This is a genomic window from Leptolyngbya sp. BC1307 (assembly GCF_002286735.1).
GTDB lineage: Bacteria > Cyanobacteriota > Cyanobacteriia > Phormidesmidales > Phormidesmidaceae > Phormidesmis.
The window spans coordinates 43,483-62,147 of record NZ_NRTA01000023.1; the positions used below are offsets into that span (position 1 = coordinate 43,483).

Genomic DNA, 18,665 nt, shown 5'->3' on the forward strand with positions numbered 1-18,665 from the left:
GATCGCCTCAAAGCGCGGCAACAGCGACATAGAAAGCGGGCAGCCAAAGACTGACTGCGCTAATTCTATGAGCTGATCTAGCATAGTCTAAGCCTGCGGGTTCGCGGCGCATCACGCCAGCGGATGATGATTTGGTAAAACTAAGCGCCATCAGCATCAAGCTAAGTGTCATTAATCAGCGCCTGCCTCCGTAGAATAAGCTCCTAAAATATAGAAAAGCCTATCCCCCCGCCTCTATGACTGCTTCTAAAGCTGCGGAGCCGACCAACCCATCCGCATCACTTCAAAATCATGGCGTTCCCGAACGGCTCGCCAAGCATACAGTTCGCTACGCCGACTACCGCGAAGTCAGCCGCGAAGCGATGACGCCGATGATGCGCCACTACGCTGAGGTCAAAGATCAGCACCCCTACGCCCTGCTGATGTACCGGGTTGGCGACTTTTTTGAAACCTTTTTTCAAGACGCGATCACCATTGCCCGCGAATTAGAGCTGGTGCTCACCAGCAAAGACGCCGGTAAAACGATTGGCCGGGTGCCGCTTTCGGGCATTCCTCACCACGCACTAGAGCGCTACTGTACGCAGCTAGTCGAAAAAGGCTACGCGGTGGCCATTTGCGATCAGGTCGAAGACCCGGCTCAGGCGCAGGGGCCGCTGGTAAAGCGCGAGGTCACCCGGATCATCACCCCCGGCACAGTACTAGAAGAAGGCATGCTCGCCGCCCGGCGCAACAACTTTTTGGCGGCGGTGGTGATCGCCGGAGAGTACTGGGGACTGGCCCATGCCGATGTCTCTACCGGAGAATTTCTCACCACGCAGTCTACCGACTTAGAGGCGCTGGCTCAAGAATTAATGCGGCTACAGCCCGCCGAAATTTTGGTGCCGACGAACGCGCCAGATTTGGGGGCACTGCTGCGACCAGGCGAAAAGTCTGACCGACTGCCCGACTGCTTGCCCGCTCAGTTTTGCTACACCTTTCGCTCGCAGACGCCCTTTACCAAGACAGAGGCCCGGCAAAGACTGCTGGAGAGCTTTCGCCTGCGATCGCTCGAAGGCACTGGCTGCGATCACCTCCCCCTGGCTACCCGCGCGGCTGGTGGCCTGCTCGAATATCTAGAAGACACCCAAAAATCCACGCTGGCCCCGCTGCAAACCCTCTCAACCTATGCCATCACCGAATATTTGGTGATCGACCATCAAACCCGGCGCAATTTAGAAATCACTCAAACCTGCCGTGACGGTATGTATCACGGCTCCTTGCTGTGGGCGCTTGATAAAACCGTGACCGCAATGGGCGGACGGGCGCTGCGTCGCTGGTTATTACAGCCGCTGCTGAGCTTAGAAGGCATTAGCGCCCGGCAAGATACGGTTGAAGAGTTGGTCACTAACGGCAGTCTGCGTCAGTACTTGCAGCAGTTGCTCAAGCAAATCTATGACCTGGAGCGGCTGGCGGGTCGGGCCGGGTCAGGCACAGCTAACGGGCGAGACTTAGTGGCAATGGCGGATTCGTTTGCCCGCCTGCCCGATCTGGCAGCGCTGATGAACCATGCCGACTCGCCCTATCTGGTGAGGCTACAGTTTGTGCCGCCTGAGCTAGAGCAGTTGGGGAACGTGCTGCGATCGCACTTAGTCGAAAACCCACCGCTCTACCTGACTGAAGGCAACCTGATTCGCGATGGCATCAATCCGCAGCTCGACAAACTGCGATCGCAGGTCACCGCCGATCAGCAGTGGATCGCCAACTTAGAAACGACTGAGCGCACTCGCAGCGGTATTTCTACCCTCAAAGTCGGCTACACCAAAGCCTTTGGCTACTACATCAGCATCTCTCGCAGCAAATCGGCGCAAGCCCCCGACGACTACATTCGTAAACAAACCCTCACCAACGAAGAGCGCTACATCACCCCCGAGCTAAAAGAGTGTGAAAGCCGCTTGCTACATCTCAAAGAAGAGATTCATGAGCTGGAATATAATCTGTTCATTCATCTGCGCGAACAGGTCAGCGAGCAGGTCGCGCTCATTCGCAAGGTAGCCGCTGCCGTCGCCGCTGCCGATGTGCTGGCCGCGCTCGCCGAGGTTGCCATTTACCAGGGCTACTGCCGTCCGGAGATGGTGTCTGGTCGCCCTGTCTTTGTTGAAAACGGTCGCCATCCGGTCGTAGAACAATCGCTCCCGGCTGGCTTTTTTGTTCCGAACGATACCGGGCTAGGCAGTGTGGTCTCCAGCGCCGATCAGCTCACGCCGGATCTGATTATTCTCACCGGACCAAATGCTAGCGGTAAAAGCTGTTATTTACGGCAGGTCGGGTTAATTCAGCTAATGGCGCAGGTCGGGAGCTTTGTGCCTGCAAAGTCGGCGATGTTGGGCGTGTGCGATCGCATTTTTACCCGCGTCGGCGCTGTTGATGATCTAGCTACCGGCCAATCTACCTTCATGGTAGAGATGAACGAAACTGCCAACATTCTCAACCATGCTACCCCGCAGTCTCTAGTACTGCTCGACGAAATTGGCCGAGGCACCGCCACCTTCGACGGTCTCTCGATTGCCTGGGCCGTCGCCGAACATCTCGCCACCGAGATCGGGTCGCGCACTATCTTTGCGACGCACTATCACGAACTCAATGAGCTAGCCTCCATTCTCTCTAACGTAGCCAACTATCAGGTCACCGTTAAAGAGATGCCCGATCAGATTATCTTTTTGCATCAGGTGCGTCCGGGCGGCGCTGACAAATCTTACGGCATCGAAGCCGGTCGCTTAGCCGGACTGCCCGCCTCGGTGATTAGCCGGGCCAAGCAGGTGATGGGCCAGATAGAGCAGCACAGCAAAATCGCCGTTGGTCTCAGGCAGCCACAAGGTGAGGATTTTACAGAAGAAAAGCCTGAAGAACAGCTAGACATATTTGGATCTTAAGAGCGCCTAGTCAAGGGGGAAATCATCAGCACTTTTATCTTGCAAAACGCTGTAGATATCTATTTCTAGAGAAAGCTGGTAGATTTCTCGCTTGGAAAGCGCAGTGCTTTGAGCGAGCTGACGACTTGCCTCAGAACGGGAAAGCCCCTGAGCAATGAGGTTTTGCAATTCAACAACAATTTCTGTCTCTGAGAGGGCAGGTGATGTTTGAGGCGTAGGGGCGATCACGACCGTAAATTCTCCTTTGGGCACAACCGTTTCATAATGTACCAGCGCTTCGCCTATCGTACCTCGCCAAAATTCTTCATATCGCTTGGTCAGTTCTCTCGCCAGCGTAATTTTCCGCTCTGTAGAGAGCACTTCTCCTAAATCTGTCAGCGTTTTGACCAGTCGATGCGGACTTTCATACAGAACAACGGTGCGCGGTTCTCGCTTGAGCGCGTCGAGACGTTCTTGACGAGATTTACCTTTGACCGGGAGAAAGCCTTCAAAGACGAAGCGATCGCTCGGCAACCCAGCCGCCGCGATCGCTGTCACCACCGCCGACGGGCCAGGAATGGGAACAACCGTCAGCTCATGCGTGACGCAGGCGCAGACCAGTTCATAGCCAGGGTCAGAAATGCCGGGCATACCGGCGTCGGTGACCAGGGCGATCGCCTCTCCCTGCTGCAAGCGGGCCACTAGCTGCGGAATCCGCTGCTGAGCGTTGTGATCGTGATAGCTAATCTGCGGCGTGGTGATCTGAAAATGGTGCAGCAGTTTACCCGTGTGGCGCGTGTCCTCAGCGGCGATCACATCCGCGCTTTTGAGCACGCGCAGGGCGCGCAGGGTGATATCTTCCAAATTGCCAATCGGGGTGCCCACTAAATACAGCGTGCCGGGTTGGAGCGGGGCAGAATCGGTCACAGAAGCAGGGCCAAAATACGCTTTATAGTGAAGATCCTACCGCACCAAGCCCCGCCGATTAGCGCTATGAACGGACTCTTTATTGGCCTGACCACGCTCGACTGTCTCTATCAGGCCGATCATCCGCCTGCGGCTAATGAAAAAGTAGTGGCTGCTAAAAGCCTGCTGGTGGCGGGCGGCCCGGCGACTAATGCGGCTGTGGCGTTTGCGCATTTGGGCAGAGCCAGCGGTCACAAAGCAATGCTGGCTTCGGTTTTAGGCGAGCATTCCCTCACTAGCCTGCTGCGAGAAGATCTGCGCGGTCAGGGCGTGACGCTGCTAGATCTAGACCCGGCAAAACTATCGCCGCCGCCGGTTTCATCCATTGTGGTGACGGCTGCTACCGGCGATCGCTCGGTAATTTCTCACAATGCGGCGGGAATGCAGGTTAAGGCCGAGCAGATATCGCCCGATATTTTAACTGATGTAGACATTGTGCTGATTGACGGTCATCAGATGGCGGTGGGGGCGCAGGTGGCACAGTGGGCCAAGGCTAGCGACATTCCGGTGGTGGTCGATGCGGGTAGCTGGAAGCCCGGTTTTGAAACGGTGCTGGCCTGGGCGGATGTGGCGATCGCCTCGGCCAACTTTTTGCCGCCGCACTGTCTCACTACTGCCGATGTGCAGGCTTATCTCAAGGCGCTAAACGTACCCAAAATCGCCATCACCCGAGGCGCTCAGCCCATTGACTACGCCGATGCCGAGAGCAGCGGTGAAATTGAAATCCCCTCAGTGCGAGCGGTCGATACGCTGGGCGCAGGCGATATTTTTCACGGCGCGTTTTGTCACTTTTACCTGGCGCACACCTTTACAGAATCTTTGCTAAAGGCCAGCCGCAGCGCTTCTTTTGCCTGCCAGTATTGGGGCACCCGCGACTGGACTAAGATTTACCAGATGGTTGATGTAAAAGATGAAGGTAAAGATGAAGCGTCTGAGAAATAACGCCGTCCTGATGGGCGAGAGCCAGCGCGTATCACTAGGCTAGCTAGTATACTGGCGATGCCGCTGGGCCTGCCGCCATATAAGGCGGTCACAGAGCACAATCGCTGCCTGCCGTTATTTGGATGCCGCTTTATGCCGTTTGAGAAAGAAAAAGCAGTCGCGATCGCTGCTGCTACTGCCGCTGCCAAAGTTTGTGAACAGGTGCGCCAAACGATGGTGCCCGAAGCCATTGAAAAAAAAGACCGCAGCCCAGTGACGGTTGCTGACTTCGGCGCTCAGGCAGTCGTTTGCAAAGCCCTGCTCGAAGCCTTTCCAAACGATCCGGTCGTGGGCGAAGAAGACGCGGGTGAGCTGAAAACCCCAGAGATGGCCGAGCGCTTGCAGCAGGTGACCAGCTACGTTCAGCAGGTTGCGCCCGAAGCCACGCCTGAAGCGGTTACCCAGTGGATTGACCACGGCAATGGCGATGTTGCCGCTCGCTACTGGACGCTAGACCCGATTGACGGCACCAAAGGCTTTTTGCGCAAAGACCAGTATGCGGTGGCGCTGGCCCTGGTAGAAAATGGTGAGATAAAAGTCGGTGTGCTGGCTTGCCCGGCTTTGACCATTGGTGACAAAACGGGCATTCTACTTGTCGCGGTGCGCGGCGAAGGGGCGACCATGCAGGCGATCGCAGGCGGCAATCCCGAACCTATTCAGGTGACCAGCTCTAGCGATGCAGAACATTTCCGCTTTGTGGAAAGTGTGGAATCGGGGCATGGCGATCAGAGTTTGCAGAGTGCGATCGCTCAAGCTGCTGGCATTACTGCCGAATCCATGCGCATGGATTCTCAGGCCAAATACGCCGCCGTCGCCTCAGGCCAGGCCGTTCTCTATCTGCGCCTGCCCTCACCCAAATCGCCCGACTACCGTGAGAAAATTTGGGATCATGCCGCTGGTGTGATCGTCGTCGAAGAAGCGGGCGGACGGGTTACCGATATGACTGGCAAGCCCTTAGACTTTTCTAAAGCTGCCAAACTGGTAGATAATCGCGGCGTAATTGTCAGCAACGGTGAAATTCACGACCGCGTTTTATCAGCGCTTAAATAGGCCGCTGGGTAAATGAAATACTTTGCTGTGCAGTCCCGTTGGAAACGAAGTTTCGCTGTCGCTCTTAGCCTTTTCTTTCTACATACCCTGCCGACGAGTGCCGGAGATCTCCTTTCCCAACTGACAAGTCCTGTCTACCAGGATTCTGTTGCTATTGGTGAAATTTTATCTCGAAGCAAAAAACAGTTGGTCTTCGAGCATAGTCGTGTTTTGCTAGGTAATCGACTCCCTCGGACAGTCACGCTCACAGGTTTCACGCCGTCTCAAATCGACGACTTGAGCCCTGGAGATTTTGCTGTATTGTTCTTATCAAAGGGCAATAGTCGAGGGCTTTATACTCTGGGTCAGAATGTCTTTAAAGTGACTAGCCTAGAGCCTAGCGAAGCGAAAATTCTCACGGGGCCGCTAGGAGGAGCGGATCGCTTAGCATATAACTGGTTTATTAATAGCTGCGGCAAAGATAGAGAGTTTGCTTTTGACTACAGTGGTGAAAAGGCCGTAGTTTACACTCGGCAAGCAAACAGTCTGCATCCCATTGGGATTTTGCGCGATAATCAGTGGAAAACGCTCGCCGACCCTCCTGTTTGTGAGCCGGTAAGGTTTGGTTGGTGGTCTTCACTATTGCAAAAGCTGGGTCTCTGACGCCGCAATCTTAGAGCGACCCAAAGCAACCTTCAACCGTTGCCTTAGTTGTAGTCTCTTACAGAGCAGCTACCCATTTAAGTCTTCAAAGCTTTCTGCTTACTTTTCTGAGGCTCAGATTCTTCTAGCGTGTTGGAATTTGCCTTGCCCAGTCCTGGCAGCAGCCGCCTCGCCATTGCTGGGCTTTCTTCTAGTAAAAACTGTAAAAAGGTTTCAGCAACGACCGAAAGCTGTTTGCCCGCTAAGTTAGCGACATACCAGTGGCGCTCAATCGGGAAGCCTTCTACGTCTAAAATGGCAAATTCGCCCGTGGTGCCTTCGGAGATGATGGTGTGCTGCGAGAGGACAGAAATGCCGAGGCCGCCTGCGATCGCCTGCTTAATCGCCTCGTTACTCCCTAACTCCAAACTCACCTTCACATTGATATCTTTTTCTTCAAACAGTTTTTGCACCGCCATACGGGTGCCCGAACCGGGTTCTCGCATAATGAAAGGCTCATTGTTAAGCGCTTCAATCGGAATATTTTTTTTGCGAGCGAGCGGATGCCCCGTCGGAGCCAGCACAATCAGCGGATTTTCTAAAAACGGATGGATATTTAAGTCGGGCTGAGTAGGCGTTTGGCTAATGATGTAAAGGTCGTCTTCATTGGCTGCCATACTCTCTTGCAGCCGCTGGTGATTGGTCACCTTAAGCGAAATATCAATGCCCGGATAGCGCTTGCAAAACGGTCCTAACAGCCGAGGAACAAAATATTTAGCCGTTGTAATCACCGCTAGCTTGAGCTGCCCTTGCTTCATGCCCTTAATGTCAGCAATCGACATTTCAAACTGCTCTAGCCCCTGAAAAATATCTTGACAGGTAGACAGCAGCTTTTGCCCAGCTTGGGTCAAAAACAAACGCTTGCCAATCTGCTCAAATAGCGGCAAACCGACCGCTTTAGTCAGCTGCTTTACCTGAATAGAGACCGTTGGCTGAGTAAGATATAGCTCTTCAGCTGCGCGGGTAAAACTGCCGTGGCGGGCGGTCGCTTCAAAGACTTTGAGCTGATGGAGCGTTGCATGGATCACGGCGACAGTACCTCTAATTTCATCATCGGCTGCTGAGCTAGCTGGCGGCAAAGTCCCTTTCACATCTGCCTGAAACAGAGTGATGTACGGGCTTGTATAGAAACAAGTCTATCAAACAATGAAAAAACTGCCGAGAAATTCTATGCAGCAAAAAGCGCCTGCCAAAAATTGACAGGCGCTAAGCTTACAGATCGCGGATAGAGCCGTTGCGTCTAATCCGGCCCGACGGGCTGAAGGTTATGAGCTAGGCAGGTTGCGGCTGCTGTAGGCGTCACCGCTGTATATCGGTACGCGAACGGCATAGTCAGTTGGCTGGCCGGTTACGGTTCTAGCGAGCTGCTCAAACGACTCAGAGCGCCAGTTTCGCTCATGAATGGGTTTGGTCTGCTCGCCTAAGAAGTAGGCTTGGGTACCAATGACGGCTACGGCAACCCAGCCGATGGCAAAGAGTGATATTAAAATCGCACTCATCATATGAGAGTCCTTTGATAACTTATGTAAACAATCTTAACATAAATGTTACAAGTTATGTAACTTACTTGATTTTGTCCGGTCAGGTGACATCGTTTGAAACGTAAAGCTGAGAAGACAATGCCGATTTATTTCTTTTGGGGTGCCGACGAATTTCGGCTGAGAAAGGCGGTGACTGTGCTGCGCGATCGCACCCTCGATCCGGCCTGGGCTAGCTTTAACTATGACCGCATCTCACCCGAACTGGCCGACGCCCCGATGCAGGCGCTCAACCAGGTGATGACCCCGCCCTTTGGCAGTGGCCAGCGATTGGTCTGGCTGGCGGATACGACGCTGGGGCAGCGCTGCCCGGAGCAGGTCATGACCGAGCTAGAGCGCACCCTGCCCCGAGTGCCAGAGACCGCCGTGCTGCTGTTGACCAGTGCTAATAAGCCAGATGGCCGGTTGAAATCGACCAAGCTGCTGAAGCAGTATGCAGAGGTGCGTGAATTTGCGGCGATCGCCCCCTGGCAAACCGATCAGCTCATTGACCAGGTAAAGCGAGTCGCGCAAGAGATGAACCTGCGGCTCAAACCCCAGTCGGCAGCGCTCCTGGCTGAGGCGGTCGGCGCTGATACCCGCAGGCTCTATAACGAGATAGAAAAGCTCAGTCTGTACTGGAGTGAGCAGGGCCAGATTAAAACAGAGCCACTGCCGCCGGAAGTGATCACGCAGCTAGTGGCCGTCAGCACCCAGACCAGTTTTCAGCTGGCTGAAGCGCTGATTGCCGGGAAGACTGCCCAGGCCCTCAGTTTGGCAACCGATTTGCTGGCTAACAACGAGCCCGCGCTGAAGGTGGTCGCCACGCTGGTTGGGCAGTTTCGCACCTGGCTGTGGGTGAGCCTGCTGGCAGCAGAGGGCGAGCGAGATGTGCGGGCGATCGCCAAAGCCGCCGAAATCAACAATCCCAAGCGGGTGTTCATTCTGCAAAAGCAGGTGCGCGGCTGCTCTCCCACTCAGCTACAGACGGCACTTTCACTGCTGCTCGACCTAGAATTTGCGCTAAAGCGGGGGGCCTCTGACGAAATTACGCTGCAAACTAAAGTGATTGAGATAGCGAGCTGTTTTTAGCCGGGAAGCAGCGGTTTGCAATCAGCAGGATATGTAATGGGTCAGCCTCCTCTAAAATGACAAGATACCCATGACTACAACCGCATTTAGACGCCAAGCTCTATGCCTGACCAGCTTTTCTAGCTTTTTCTAGCTACTGTCAGGATCGCCTATCAGCTAAGTAACGCTCATGACTTTGTTCTCTTCCCGTCACAACTTCGCCCGCCTGCCCGTTCGCCTGAAGTCTGTAAGTGCGATCGCTCGTCAGTTTGCGATTGGCGCATTGATCCTTACGCCCTTAGTCTTGCTCGCTCAGCGGCCTTCAGCTCAGGCCCAGGCGCTGATTACCGATGAAGACGTAGCCGACTATGCCCGCGCCGTTGCTGCCATCGAACCGCTGAGGCAGGAAGCCTTCGCCACCGCCAGCGATATTTTGATCAGTGCCGACAGCAATCTCAGCCTGCTGGACTACCCGCTGAACTGCACAGAAGCTCAGCTAGACGCGATGCCCGACATTTCCAGAGCCGACCGGGTATCGCTGCGTACGGTGCTGGTAGAGTTTTGCAATGAGGCTAGCCAGCTAGCCGAAGAGAACAACCTGACGCCCCTCCGCTTTAATACAATTACCACCGCTCACCAAGAAGACCCTGACCTGACGGCTCGCATCCAGGCTGAAATCGGCACGCTCTAGACCGTTTCATACAATTATCATCTGTCACCATACTCAGGCGCTACAATGGTTTACTGCCCCTGAGCTGACTGCTGGGGGATGCCCTATCCTCTCTGCCCCCCATTCTTATGCAGTTCATCGACCAGGCCGAAATTGAAGTAGAAGGCGGCACAGGTGGCGACGGCCTGACTGCCTTTCGCCGGGAGAAGTATGTGCCTGCTGGAGGGCCTTCTGGCGGCACTGGCGGCAAAGGGGGCTCAGTTACACTGGTCGCCGATAGCAATCTGCAAACTCTGTTAGATTTTCGCTATGCTCACCGGTTTCGCGCTGAAAACGGCGAGCGCGGCGGGCCAAAGAATAGAACGGGGGCCAATGGGGAAGATCTGATCATTGAGGTGCCTTGTGGCACATTGGTCTACGATCTCAACGCTGACCAGCTAATGGGCGACCTCACCGAGTCGGGACAGGAGTTGGTGATTGCCCCTGGGGGAAAAGGGGGGCTGGGCAACCGCCACTTTTTAAGCAATCGCAACCGCGCGCCCGAACAGTCTCAGCCCGGTGCCCCTGGCGCTATTCGGCGGGTAAAACTGGAGCTAAAGCTGCTGGCCGAAGTAGGCATTATTGGCCTGCCGAATGCAGGCAAATCCACGCTGATTTCGACGCTGTCATCAGCCAAGCCCAAAATTGCCGATTATCCGTTTACGACGCTCATTCCTAACTTAGGCGTCGTGCGTAAGCCAACGGGCGACGGTACTTTATTTGCCGATATTCCAGGGCTGATTGAGGGGGCTCATGCCGGGCAGGGGCTAGGCCACGACTTTTTACGACATATCGAACGCACAAAGCTTTTGCTGCATTTAGTCGATGGTATTGCACCCGACCCGGTGGCTGACTATCACACCATTCAGCAAGAGCTGATGGCCTATGGGCAGGGGTTGCCTAGTCGCCCGCAGCTGCTGGCAATTAATAAGGTAGACGCGCTGCTAGAGGAGGAAGTAGACGCGCTGGCTACAGAGCTGTCGCAGGTCACTGGGGAGAAAGTTTTTCGGATCTCAGCGGTGAGCCGTCAGGGTACAGACGAGCTGTTGCAGGCAGTCTGGCAGTTGTTAGATGAGACTAATGCAGCGATCGCTGCCGAAGCCGCCCGCACCGCCGCCGCTCTGATCGAATTCAACACGCCGTCTTTGCGCTCAACCGAACTGTCTGAACTAACGAGTGATGCCTGATGAGAGAGGTGGCGGAGCTACGAAGCGTTTAATCGGTATCGCCTAGCTGCAGTGCATAGAGTTTGGCATAGACCTTGTCCTGTTCGATGAGCTGTTGGTGGGTGCCGCTTTCGACGATGCGGCCCTGCTGGATAACCAGTACCTGATCGGCCTGGGTGACTGTGCTGAGGCGATGGGCGATGACAAAGCTGGTGCGGTTTTTGAGGAGAGTGGCGATCGCATCTTGCACCAACGCTTCTGTCTGCGTATCGATGCTGCTGGTAGCCTCATCTAAGATCAAAATCTGCGGGTCGATCAGCACCGCGCGGGCAATACTCATGAGCTGCCGTTGTCCCTGGCTGAGCGAGGAACCCTTTCCGCCTAGCACGGTCGCATAGCCCTGGGGCAGCGTCGTAATAAATTCATGCACGTTGGCCACCTGAGCCGCCGCTTCGATCTCGGACTGCGAAGCGGTGGGATGGCCAAAGGCGATGTTTTCGGCAACCGTACCGCTAAAGAGCACATTGTCTTGCAGTACAAAGCCAATCTGCCGGCGCAGGCTGGCCTGAGTCACCTGGCGAACGTCTGTATCGTCGATTCGCACCGCGCCCTGGCTCACATCGTAAAAGCGCAAAATGAGGTTGATAATGGTACTCTTGCCCGCCCCCGTCGGCCCGACTAGCGCGATCATTTGCCCTGGTTGAGCGCACAGACTAACGCTGTCTAAAATCGTCTGTCCGGGGACGTAGCCAAAGCTAACCTGATCGAACTCTACTTTGCCTTTGATTGGCGGCATTTCAACAGCGTCAGGCTTATCATTGAGCAGTTCGGGTTCGTCGAGTAGTCCGAAGATGCGTTCTAGGCCAGCGATCGCACTCTGCGCCTGCGTATAAAACTGACTGAGAATTTGAATCGGCCTGAAAAACTGTTGCACATAGAGCAAAAAGGCAGTGACCGTGCCCACTGTGGCCGCGCCTGTAACTGCTAAGTAGCCGCCATAGGCCAACACCCCAGCGGTAGCCAGCGTATTGAGAAAATCAATCGAAGGGAGAAAGGCTGCTGTCACAGCAACTGCCTGCACGTTAGCATCTCGATTCGCCGCATTGAGTGCTTCAAACGTGTTGATGTTATATTCCACCCGGTTAAACGCTTGGGCTTCTTTGACGCTGCTGACATCTTCTTCGATGCGAGCGGAGAGATCGCCAATGGTTTCGCGCGTGACTCTAAACCTGATTCTGGCCCAGCGAGAGAAAAGGCTAGTCGTGAGAATCATAATCGGCACGACTAAGTTGCTCAACAGCCCTAGCTGCAAATTGATCAGCAGCATGGCAATGATAATGCCGACCAGGCTAAACGTTTGGCCCAAAATTTGCGGAATGCTTTGACCAAACGCCTGATTGATCACGCTGACATCGTTGAGCAAGCGGCTCATCAGGTCGCCCGCTTCGCTTTTGTCAAAAAAGCCAATAGAGAGACTTTGAATCTTGGTGAAAATATCTTGCCTTAGCTGGGCCAGCACCTTTTGAACAATTGCGCCGACTCGAAAGATCTGAGCGCGAATGGCAATTGTGCCAATCAGGTAAATAACGGCTAGCCCTGCAATCATCCACATCAGCCCCGAGAGATTGCCCGGACTGATGAGATTATCAATAGACCAACCAATGAGAAAAGGGCCGACTGCTTGAGTCGCGGCGCCGATGATGACCGCCCCAATCGCAATGGGTAACTCACTACGATATGGCTTGAGATAGCCTAAAAAGCGCCGAAAGGCCGAAAGTTGTTTAGTGGCTTTTTGTTCAGGAGCAACCGGGGCACTGCGCATAGTTAAAGAGGCGTAAAGGGCTATTCGGCTAAGGCAGCAGCGGGCTGTTTCATCTGCGATTCTAAAATGGCACCGTAAAGTGAGCTTGTTTTCATGAGCTGTTCGTGGGTGCCTTGGGCAGCAAGCTTACCTTTGTCAATCAACAAGATGCGGTCGGCGCTTTGAATGGTGCTAATGCGCTGGGCGATGACGAAGGCGCTACAGGTGCGCTCTTGCATGAGCTTGTCTAAGTCGGTTTGAATTTGGGCGGCGGTTTCGGCATCTACCGCAGAGGTGCTGTCGTCGAGAATAAGAATGTGGTAGTGGGTGAGTAGGGTGCGAGCGATCGCAATCCGCTGCTTCTGACCGCCCGAAAGCCCCACCCCGCGCTCACCCACAATCGTATCGTAGCCCTCTGGCAAGCTCTCAATAAAGTCATGAATATGCGCTGTTTTTGCCACTTCGATCACGTCTTCTAAAGCGGCGTCTGGCCTAGCGTAGGCGATGTTGTCGCGGAGCGTTCCTGAGAACAAAGTGGTCTCTTGAAAGACGATGCCGATGCGCGATCGCAAACTCTCCAGGTCAAAATCACGCACGTCTCGCCCATCAATTCGCACCGCGCCCTGAGTCACGTCATAAAACCGCTGCAACAGATTCACGACTGTGCTCTTGCCCGAACCAGTCATGCCCAAAATCGCAATCAGCTCATTCGGCTTGGTCTCGAAAGAAACGCCCTGTAGTGCCGGTGTCGTCGCGCCCGGATAGCGAAACCAAACATCTTCAAACGTGATGCGACCGCCGCAGCCTTCAAACGGCACCGCGTTAGGCCGGTTTTGGATCTCTACTGGCGCATCGACAATTTCATACACGCGCTCGGCAGAGGCGGCGGCTTGGGCGATGACAGGCGCAGCAAAGCCAATCAGCAGCACCGGCTGCAGAATAAACAGCAGATAAGCATTGAATGCCACCAGTTCGCCAATCGTAAAGGTGCCTTCGATCACCTGAGACCCGCCATAGCCCACCACGGCCAGCGTAATCAGGTTGCTCAGCAAAAAGATAAACGGAAAGGTGTTGCGAATGGCGCTGAGCGTTTTCAGATAAACCGCGACTAAGCTGCTGTTCATCTGCGTGTAGCGCCTCAGCTCGACGGGTTCGCGCACAAAGGCTTTGACTACGCGCACGCCCAGCAGATTTTCGCGCAGTACCTCGTTCAGGTCGCCGAGTCGCTCTTGCACCTGGCCAAATAGGGGCTGATTTTGGCTGAAAAAGCGAAATAGCAGCACCCCCGCCAGCGGCACGACGGCCAGGGTCACTAGCGCCAGCCGCCAGTTCATGATCAGCAAAATGGTGGCAATGGTCACCAGCGTCAGCAGCGAACTAATTACCTGGATTAGGCTAGTCCCAACAAACGTGCGAATTTGCTCAATGTCGCTAGTGATGCGGGTAAGGAGCTGAGAGGTCTGGGCCTGATCGTGGTAGCTAAAGCTGAGGGTTTCTATCTTGCGAAAGACCTGACCGCGCAGCTCGTAAGCCACGCTTTGGGAAATCGCTTCGGCCCAGTAGCTCTGGCCAAAGTTGAAGAGACCTCGGGCGATCGCCACTCCCACCATCAGCGCTCCGGTCACCAGCACCACCTGCAAATTCTGCGGCGTAATCCCCTGATCGATGCCACGCCGAAAGAGCTGCGGCGTAACCGCATTTGCCGCCGTTAGCAGCATCACGCTCACCGTTGCGCCTATGGCTAGCCAAACGTAAGACTGTAAAATCCCAAGTACGCGCTTGAGCGGTTCCATCGGCAGCGGTTATCCTAACGGTAGATGACCAAAGGATATCAGTAGAGTGAGCGATCGCTCCACTCAAACTTCTGTCAGACTCCTGTCAGACTCCTGTCAGAGGGCAAAGCAACAGATTGGGTAGAATGTCTCTCATCTGAGCAACGCCAGGTTTCTTATCAAGATTTCATTGTGGGCGCAGCAAAGCGAACTAACTGCCCGATCACTCGCCTAATCTCTTCTGGAGAGTTTCCCCAAGGGAAGATGCGACTTTGAAGCACCTCCAAAGGAGGGGATGGGCGCTGTTTTTTTCATGCCTGATGACGGTTAGTGCTTAGGTCTGAGGGTAGAGCAACTTCTTCAAAAAAGTTTCTACCATGATGGCTTCAGCTCGGTGTTCAATTTTATCCGAATCAATTCCATCCGAACCAATTCCATCCGAACCAAGAGACATTATGGAAACCTCTCAAGCTCAGTCTGGTTCTAATCACGCGGGTACACCCTATCCCAATGTTCCGCCGCTGATTGACAGCCGTGAAACCGAGTACAGAGATAGTGGAATCACTAGCTCAGTGGCCATTTTAGGTCACCCTATTCACCCGGTTATCGTCATTTTCCCCGTTGCTTTTTTAAGTGCTGCCGCTGGAACTGACTTGGGCTACTGGTTGACAAAAGGCGAGTTTTGGGCGCAGGCTTCTGTGTGGCTATTGGGCAGTGGCTTGCTGACGGCGATCGCAGCAGCCATCATTGGCATGTTCGATTTTATTCGCATTCCCCGAGTTCGGAACCGCCGGGCAGGTTGGGCGCACATGTGGCTGAATGTAGGCGTGTTAGCCCTCACGCTAGTCAACTTTGGCCTGCGCCTGATCGGCACAAACGCTATCATTTTGCCATTCGGCATCAGTCTTTCTCTGATCGTAGCGGCCTTACTGATGATTAGCGGCTGGTACGGCGGAGAACTCACCTTCCGCCACAAAGTCGGTATTATCGGCCCTGGCGAATCTCAAATACTCTAGCGCCTGATAGCTTACCTGATAGCTTAACAATGGTGTCTTAGCGATCGCCGCTCTCTTCTGCTTCTAAACGCTTTTCAAACGCTCAGGAACTTCATGAATCTCAAGCCAATCAGCCAGCAAGTTGTTGTAATTGCAGGGGCCTCTACCGGCATTGGGCGAGCTGCCGCCTTAGACTTTGCCAAACAGGGCGCTAAGGTAGTAGTGGCCGCTCGCAATCGACATGCCCTCGATTCGCTGGTCGAACAGATTAAGGAGCGTGGTGGAGAAGCGGTGTCTGTCGTCGCAGATGTTGCCGAGTTTGAACAGGTAGAGGCGATCGCCCAAACCGCAGTAGACACGTTTGGCCGCATCGACACCTGGGTTCAAAACGCTGCTGTCGGTATCGTTGCCTCTTTTGCCGAAACAGACATAGCAGAATTTCGCCGCGTTATTGACGTGACCCTAATGGGCCAGGTGTACGGCGCCAAAGCCGCACTGCCGCGCCTTAAACAAGCCGGGCAGGGTTCCTTTATTTCTATCTCTTCAGTAGAAGGCATTCGCGCCATGCCTTTGCAAAGTGCCTATTCAACCGCGAAGCACGGCGTAGAAGGCTTTCTCGAATCGATCCGCGTAGAGCTACAGCACGAAGGGTTAGATATCAACATTACCAGTATCAAACCTGCCGTCATCAACACGCCCTTTTACAACCATACCCGTACCAAAGTCGGGTACAAGCCCACCGGCATACCCCCTTACTATGACCCTCAGCTCGTTGTAGCTGCCATTTTATATGCGGCAGAGCATCCCACCCGCGATTACATTGTTGGCGACGTGGGGAGAGTCTTGGATATTGCCCAAAGGCTTTCGCCAGGATTGCTGGATCGCCTTTTGACCACGCCTCTCGGCTTTAAAGGCCAAACCACCGACATTCCCAAAAGCGAGCAAGCGCCCGATAATCTGTTTGAGCCCATGCCAGGCTATGAGCAGGCCGATGGCGACTTTGATGCGCTAACGGTTCCTAGCGTTTCGGACTGGGCGCACCGGAATCCGGTAAAAGTTTTGGGGATAGCCGCGATCGCAACCGTCGCGCTAATGCTTTTTGCATACCCCTCAATTACTGCTATGGTCACACTTGAAAGCGAACCTGAAGCGTCAGCGTGAGCGAGACAGCCTCCGTTCTGTATAATTAACTACAACATAATCAACTACGATGAGCTGAACAGGCTATTGAGGGTAAAGGGATGAATGACCGCAAGGAAAGCAACAATCGGTTAGTCGTTTCCTATTTGATGCTGCGAAAAGCAGTGGGCTGTTTGGGCATGGGGTTGCCTTTTATTCTGGCTTTAGGAGGCGGTCTGCTCTTTGGGTTAGAAATTCAAAATTCGATCAGCGACTACTATTACACCGAGATGAGAGATATCTTTGTCGGTGTGCTTTTTTCTATGGGCATCTTCCTGTTCTCTTACAAAGGCTATGGACAAAAAGATAATTTGCCTGCCAACATCGCGGCTATTTGCGTGATTGGCACGGCGCTGTTTCCTACGACGCCGCCCGATCCTTCGGCGCTGGCCGCGACCATTGGCAAGCTACACCTTCTCTTTGCAACGGCGTATTTCATCACGCTCGCCTATTTCTCTCTGGTGCTTTTTACAAAAACGGATACTACTCGGCCTGCAATGCCCCGAAAGAAACAGCGTAACGCGATCTACAGAGCCTGTGGCTACACTATTATCGCCGCAATCGTTTTAATTGTTTTGCTGTTACTCTTGCCTGCCAGTATTAGAGACCCGCTGCGATCGCTCGATCCTGTTTTTTGGTTAGAGGCGATCGCCGTCTTTGCCTTCGGCGTTTCCTGGTTTGTTAAAGGCGAAGGTATTTTAGAAGACGACAAGTGAAGATCCGACTTTGATACGTCTGTGGGGCAGTTTTGGATTCGGAAACTTTGGAAGTGACAAAGCTATCGGCTTTAGATTGTTACTCACACCTCTGATAGAGCGATCGCTTCATTCCAAAAGCTGGGGCCAGTCTAATCTGCGTAACCTAACCACAACAGCGTAAACAGGGTTAGATATGAGAATAGAGCGGCAGTCCCGATCCCGCTGACCAGGCTGGCGATCGCTTTGGGCAAGCGATTGTTTCTACGCTGAAGCATCAGGATAACCAGCAGCATTGCGGCTATACCGGCTGTGAGCGCTCCGCCCTGCATGGTTAGGCTCCAGTCTTGAATCGTCTCATCGGTGTTACCAGCGATATCGTACGGCAGTCTCCCCAAAAAGTTCCAAGTTGAAAGATACATCCCAAACCCGCAGGCTAAGCTGACAAACAGATTGCTCAGCCATCCGGGCTGAAGCCAGGCAAAGCAGGCCGCGCTCACTCCGCCCAGTAGCGCTAGCCCAATGCCAATTCTCATCAGACGAGGCTCACTTAACTTCTGGAGGGTGTTCACGCCCCAGTACTTTTGCCGAACGGCTCGTAATTGCTGAGCGCTCAGCCCCAGCTCTGTCACTTCGTACCGTTCTGGCTGATTCAGGACGGAGCCTGTGCCCTGGCTGTTACAGCCGACGGCTTGGCCATCATACACGGCCTCACAGTTCTCAGGGTAGGGCGGATTGAAGAGGTCGTTTTGAGCTGCGCCTCCTTTTTGCCAGGTGAGTGTGAGGGAGCGATTTTGAATAGCTGTCTCACACTGAAACTGCTGGTCTGTCGCTATGCAATCAAAGATCCGAGTGGGCAGATAGACATCGGGCTTAGCGGCGATCGCCACGCTCGAAAAAGGCGCGTCAGGTGCAGTAGGCGCATTGAACAGGAGCAGAAATGCACTCGCGCAGACGAGCGCTACCCATAGGCCCAGCGAAAATCTTGACAAAAATAATCCTACTCGACGCATAGCACTGATCTCCTTCAGTATTGACTCTGGTTGATTTACCTTTTGGATAGCTCAAAAGTAGCGGTCTACTAATGCCCTGTGTTCACTTCGTTTAATTGGCTCAAAACGCTTTCAAAGAGTAGCGATACGATGAAGAGAAAAGCGTTAAATAGCGCCTTATCAGGCCAAATCGAGGACAGCA

The 18,665-nt window shown here is 54.0% G+C and carries 16 protein-coding genes; 10 read left to right on the forward strand and 6 right to left on the reverse strand.

The features are described from left to right. Window positions 1-236 precede the first annotated feature (236 nt). The gene (mutS, locus tag CKL79_RS13510) at window positions 237-2,909 is read left to right on the forward strand and encodes a DNA mismatch repair protein MutS (protein WP_121970102.1); all 2,673 of its coding nucleotides are present in this window, start codon (window positions 237-239) and stop codon (window positions 2,907-2,909) included. Between the two features lie 6 nt (window positions 2,910-2,915). Here the strand turns inward: mutS and rsmI are convergent, their stop codons facing one another. After that, on the reverse strand, window positions 2,916-3,815 hold the full coding sequence (gene rsmI / locus CKL79_RS13515) for a 16S rRNA (cytidine(1402)-2'-O)-methyltransferase (RefSeq protein WP_121970103.1): 900 nt from the start codon (window positions 3,813-3,815) through the stop codon (window positions 2,916-2,918). Between the two features lie 66 nt (window positions 3,816-3,881). On the opposite strand from rsmI, the gene CKL79_RS13520 reads away from it, so the two are divergent. From CKL79_RS13520 to CKL79_RS13530, 3 genes are all read left to right on the forward strand, one after another. Continuing rightward, a complete protein-coding gene (locus CKL79_RS13520; RefSeq protein ID WP_121970104.1) occupies window positions 3,882-4,796 on the forward strand; it encodes a PfkB family carbohydrate kinase in 915 nt (304 codons plus the stop codon). Between the two features lie 132 nt (window positions 4,797-4,928). Further along, window positions 4,929-5,885: a 3'(2'),5'-bisphosphate nucleotidase gene (locus tag CKL79_RS13525; RefSeq protein WP_121970125.1), complete on the forward strand. Its 957-nt coding sequence runs from the start codon at window positions 4,929-4,931 to the stop codon at window positions 5,883-5,885. Window positions 5,886-5,897: 12 nt separating this feature from the next. Further along, window positions 5,898-6,527, forward strand: coding sequence for a hypothetical protein (locus CKL79_RS13530; RefSeq protein WP_121970105.1), 630 nt, complete (start codon window positions 5,898-5,900; stop codon window positions 6,525-6,527). A gap of 77 nt (window positions 6,528-6,604) precedes the next feature. Here the strand turns inward: CKL79_RS13530 and CKL79_RS13535 are convergent, their stop codons facing one another. Both CKL79_RS13535 and CKL79_RS13540 read right to left on the reverse strand, forming a co-directional pair. Continuing rightward, window positions 6,605-7,594: a LysR family transcriptional regulator gene (locus CKL79_RS13535; protein WP_121970126.1), complete on the reverse strand. Its 990-nt coding sequence runs from the start codon at window positions 7,592-7,594 to the stop codon at window positions 6,605-6,607. Between the two features lie 237 nt (window positions 7,595-7,831). Further along, on the reverse strand, window positions 7,832-8,065 hold the full coding sequence (locus CKL79_RS13540) for a hypothetical protein (protein WP_121970127.1): 234 nt from the start codon (window positions 8,063-8,065) through the stop codon (window positions 7,832-7,834). A 120-nt stretch (window positions 8,066-8,185) separates the two neighbouring features. Between CKL79_RS13540 and holA the strand changes: the two genes are divergently transcribed. The 3 genes from holA (at window position 8,186) to obgE (ending at window position 11,050) form a co-directional block, all read left to right on the forward strand. Continuing rightward, entirely contained in the window at window positions 8,186-9,175 is a 990-nt protein-coding gene (holA, locus tag CKL79_RS13545) for a DNA polymerase III subunit delta (RefSeq protein WP_121970106.1), read from the forward strand. 169 nt (window positions 9,176-9,344) lie between these two features. Further along, window positions 9,345-9,845 (forward strand): DUF4168 domain-containing protein, encoded by a 501-nt coding sequence (locus CKL79_RS13550; RefSeq protein ID WP_121970107.1) that lies wholly within the window; start codon window positions 9,345-9,347, stop codon window positions 9,843-9,845. Window positions 9,846-9,952: 107 nt separating this feature from the next. After that, a complete protein-coding gene (gene obgE / locus CKL79_RS13555; protein ID WP_121970108.1) occupies window positions 9,953-11,050 on the forward strand; it encodes a GTPase ObgE in 1,098 nt (365 codons plus the stop codon). Window positions 11,051-11,078: 28 nt separating this feature from the next. Here obgE and CKL79_RS13560 read toward each other — a convergent pair whose 3' ends face one another. Together CKL79_RS13560 and CKL79_RS13565 are read right to left on the reverse strand one after the other, a co-directional pair. Continuing rightward, window positions 11,079-12,851 (reverse strand): ABC transporter ATP-binding protein, encoded by a 1,773-nt coding sequence (locus CKL79_RS13560; protein WP_121970109.1) that lies wholly within the window; start codon window positions 12,849-12,851, stop codon window positions 11,079-11,081. A gap of 20 nt (window positions 12,852-12,871) precedes the next feature. Continuing rightward, window positions 12,872-14,623, reverse strand: a complete 1,752-nt coding sequence (locus CKL79_RS13565) for an ABC transporter ATP-binding protein (RefSeq protein WP_121970110.1) — start codon at window positions 14,621-14,623, stop codon at window positions 12,872-12,874. A 434-nt stretch (window positions 14,624-15,057) separates the two neighbouring features. On the opposite strand from CKL79_RS13565, the gene CKL79_RS13570 reads away from it, so the two are divergent. The 3 genes from CKL79_RS13570 (at window position 15,058) to CKL79_RS13580 (ending at window position 17,492) form a co-directional block, all read left to right on the forward strand. Then, window positions 15,058-15,618, forward strand: coding sequence for a DUF2231 domain-containing protein (locus CKL79_RS13570; RefSeq protein ID WP_121970111.1), 561 nt, complete (start codon window positions 15,058-15,060; stop codon window positions 15,616-15,618). 93 nt (window positions 15,619-15,711) lie between these two features. Then, window positions 15,712-16,758, forward strand: coding sequence for an SDR family oxidoreductase (locus tag CKL79_RS13575; RefSeq protein ID WP_121970112.1), 1,047 nt, complete (start codon window positions 15,712-15,714; stop codon window positions 16,756-16,758). Between the two features lie 80 nt (window positions 16,759-16,838). After that, entirely contained in the window at window positions 16,839-17,492 is a 654-nt protein-coding gene (locus tag CKL79_RS13580; protein ID WP_121970113.1) for a DUF998 domain-containing protein, read from the forward strand. Window positions 17,493-17,623: 131 nt separating this feature from the next. Here the strand turns inward: CKL79_RS13580 and CKL79_RS13585 are convergent, their stop codons facing one another. After that, window positions 17,624-18,484 carry a hypothetical protein gene (locus tag CKL79_RS13585; RefSeq protein WP_121970114.1) on the reverse strand — a complete coding sequence of 287 codons (861 nt, stop codon included), beginning with the start codon at window positions 18,482-18,484 and terminating at the stop codon, window positions 17,624-17,626. Between the last annotated feature and the right edge of the window lie 181 nt (window positions 18,485-18,665).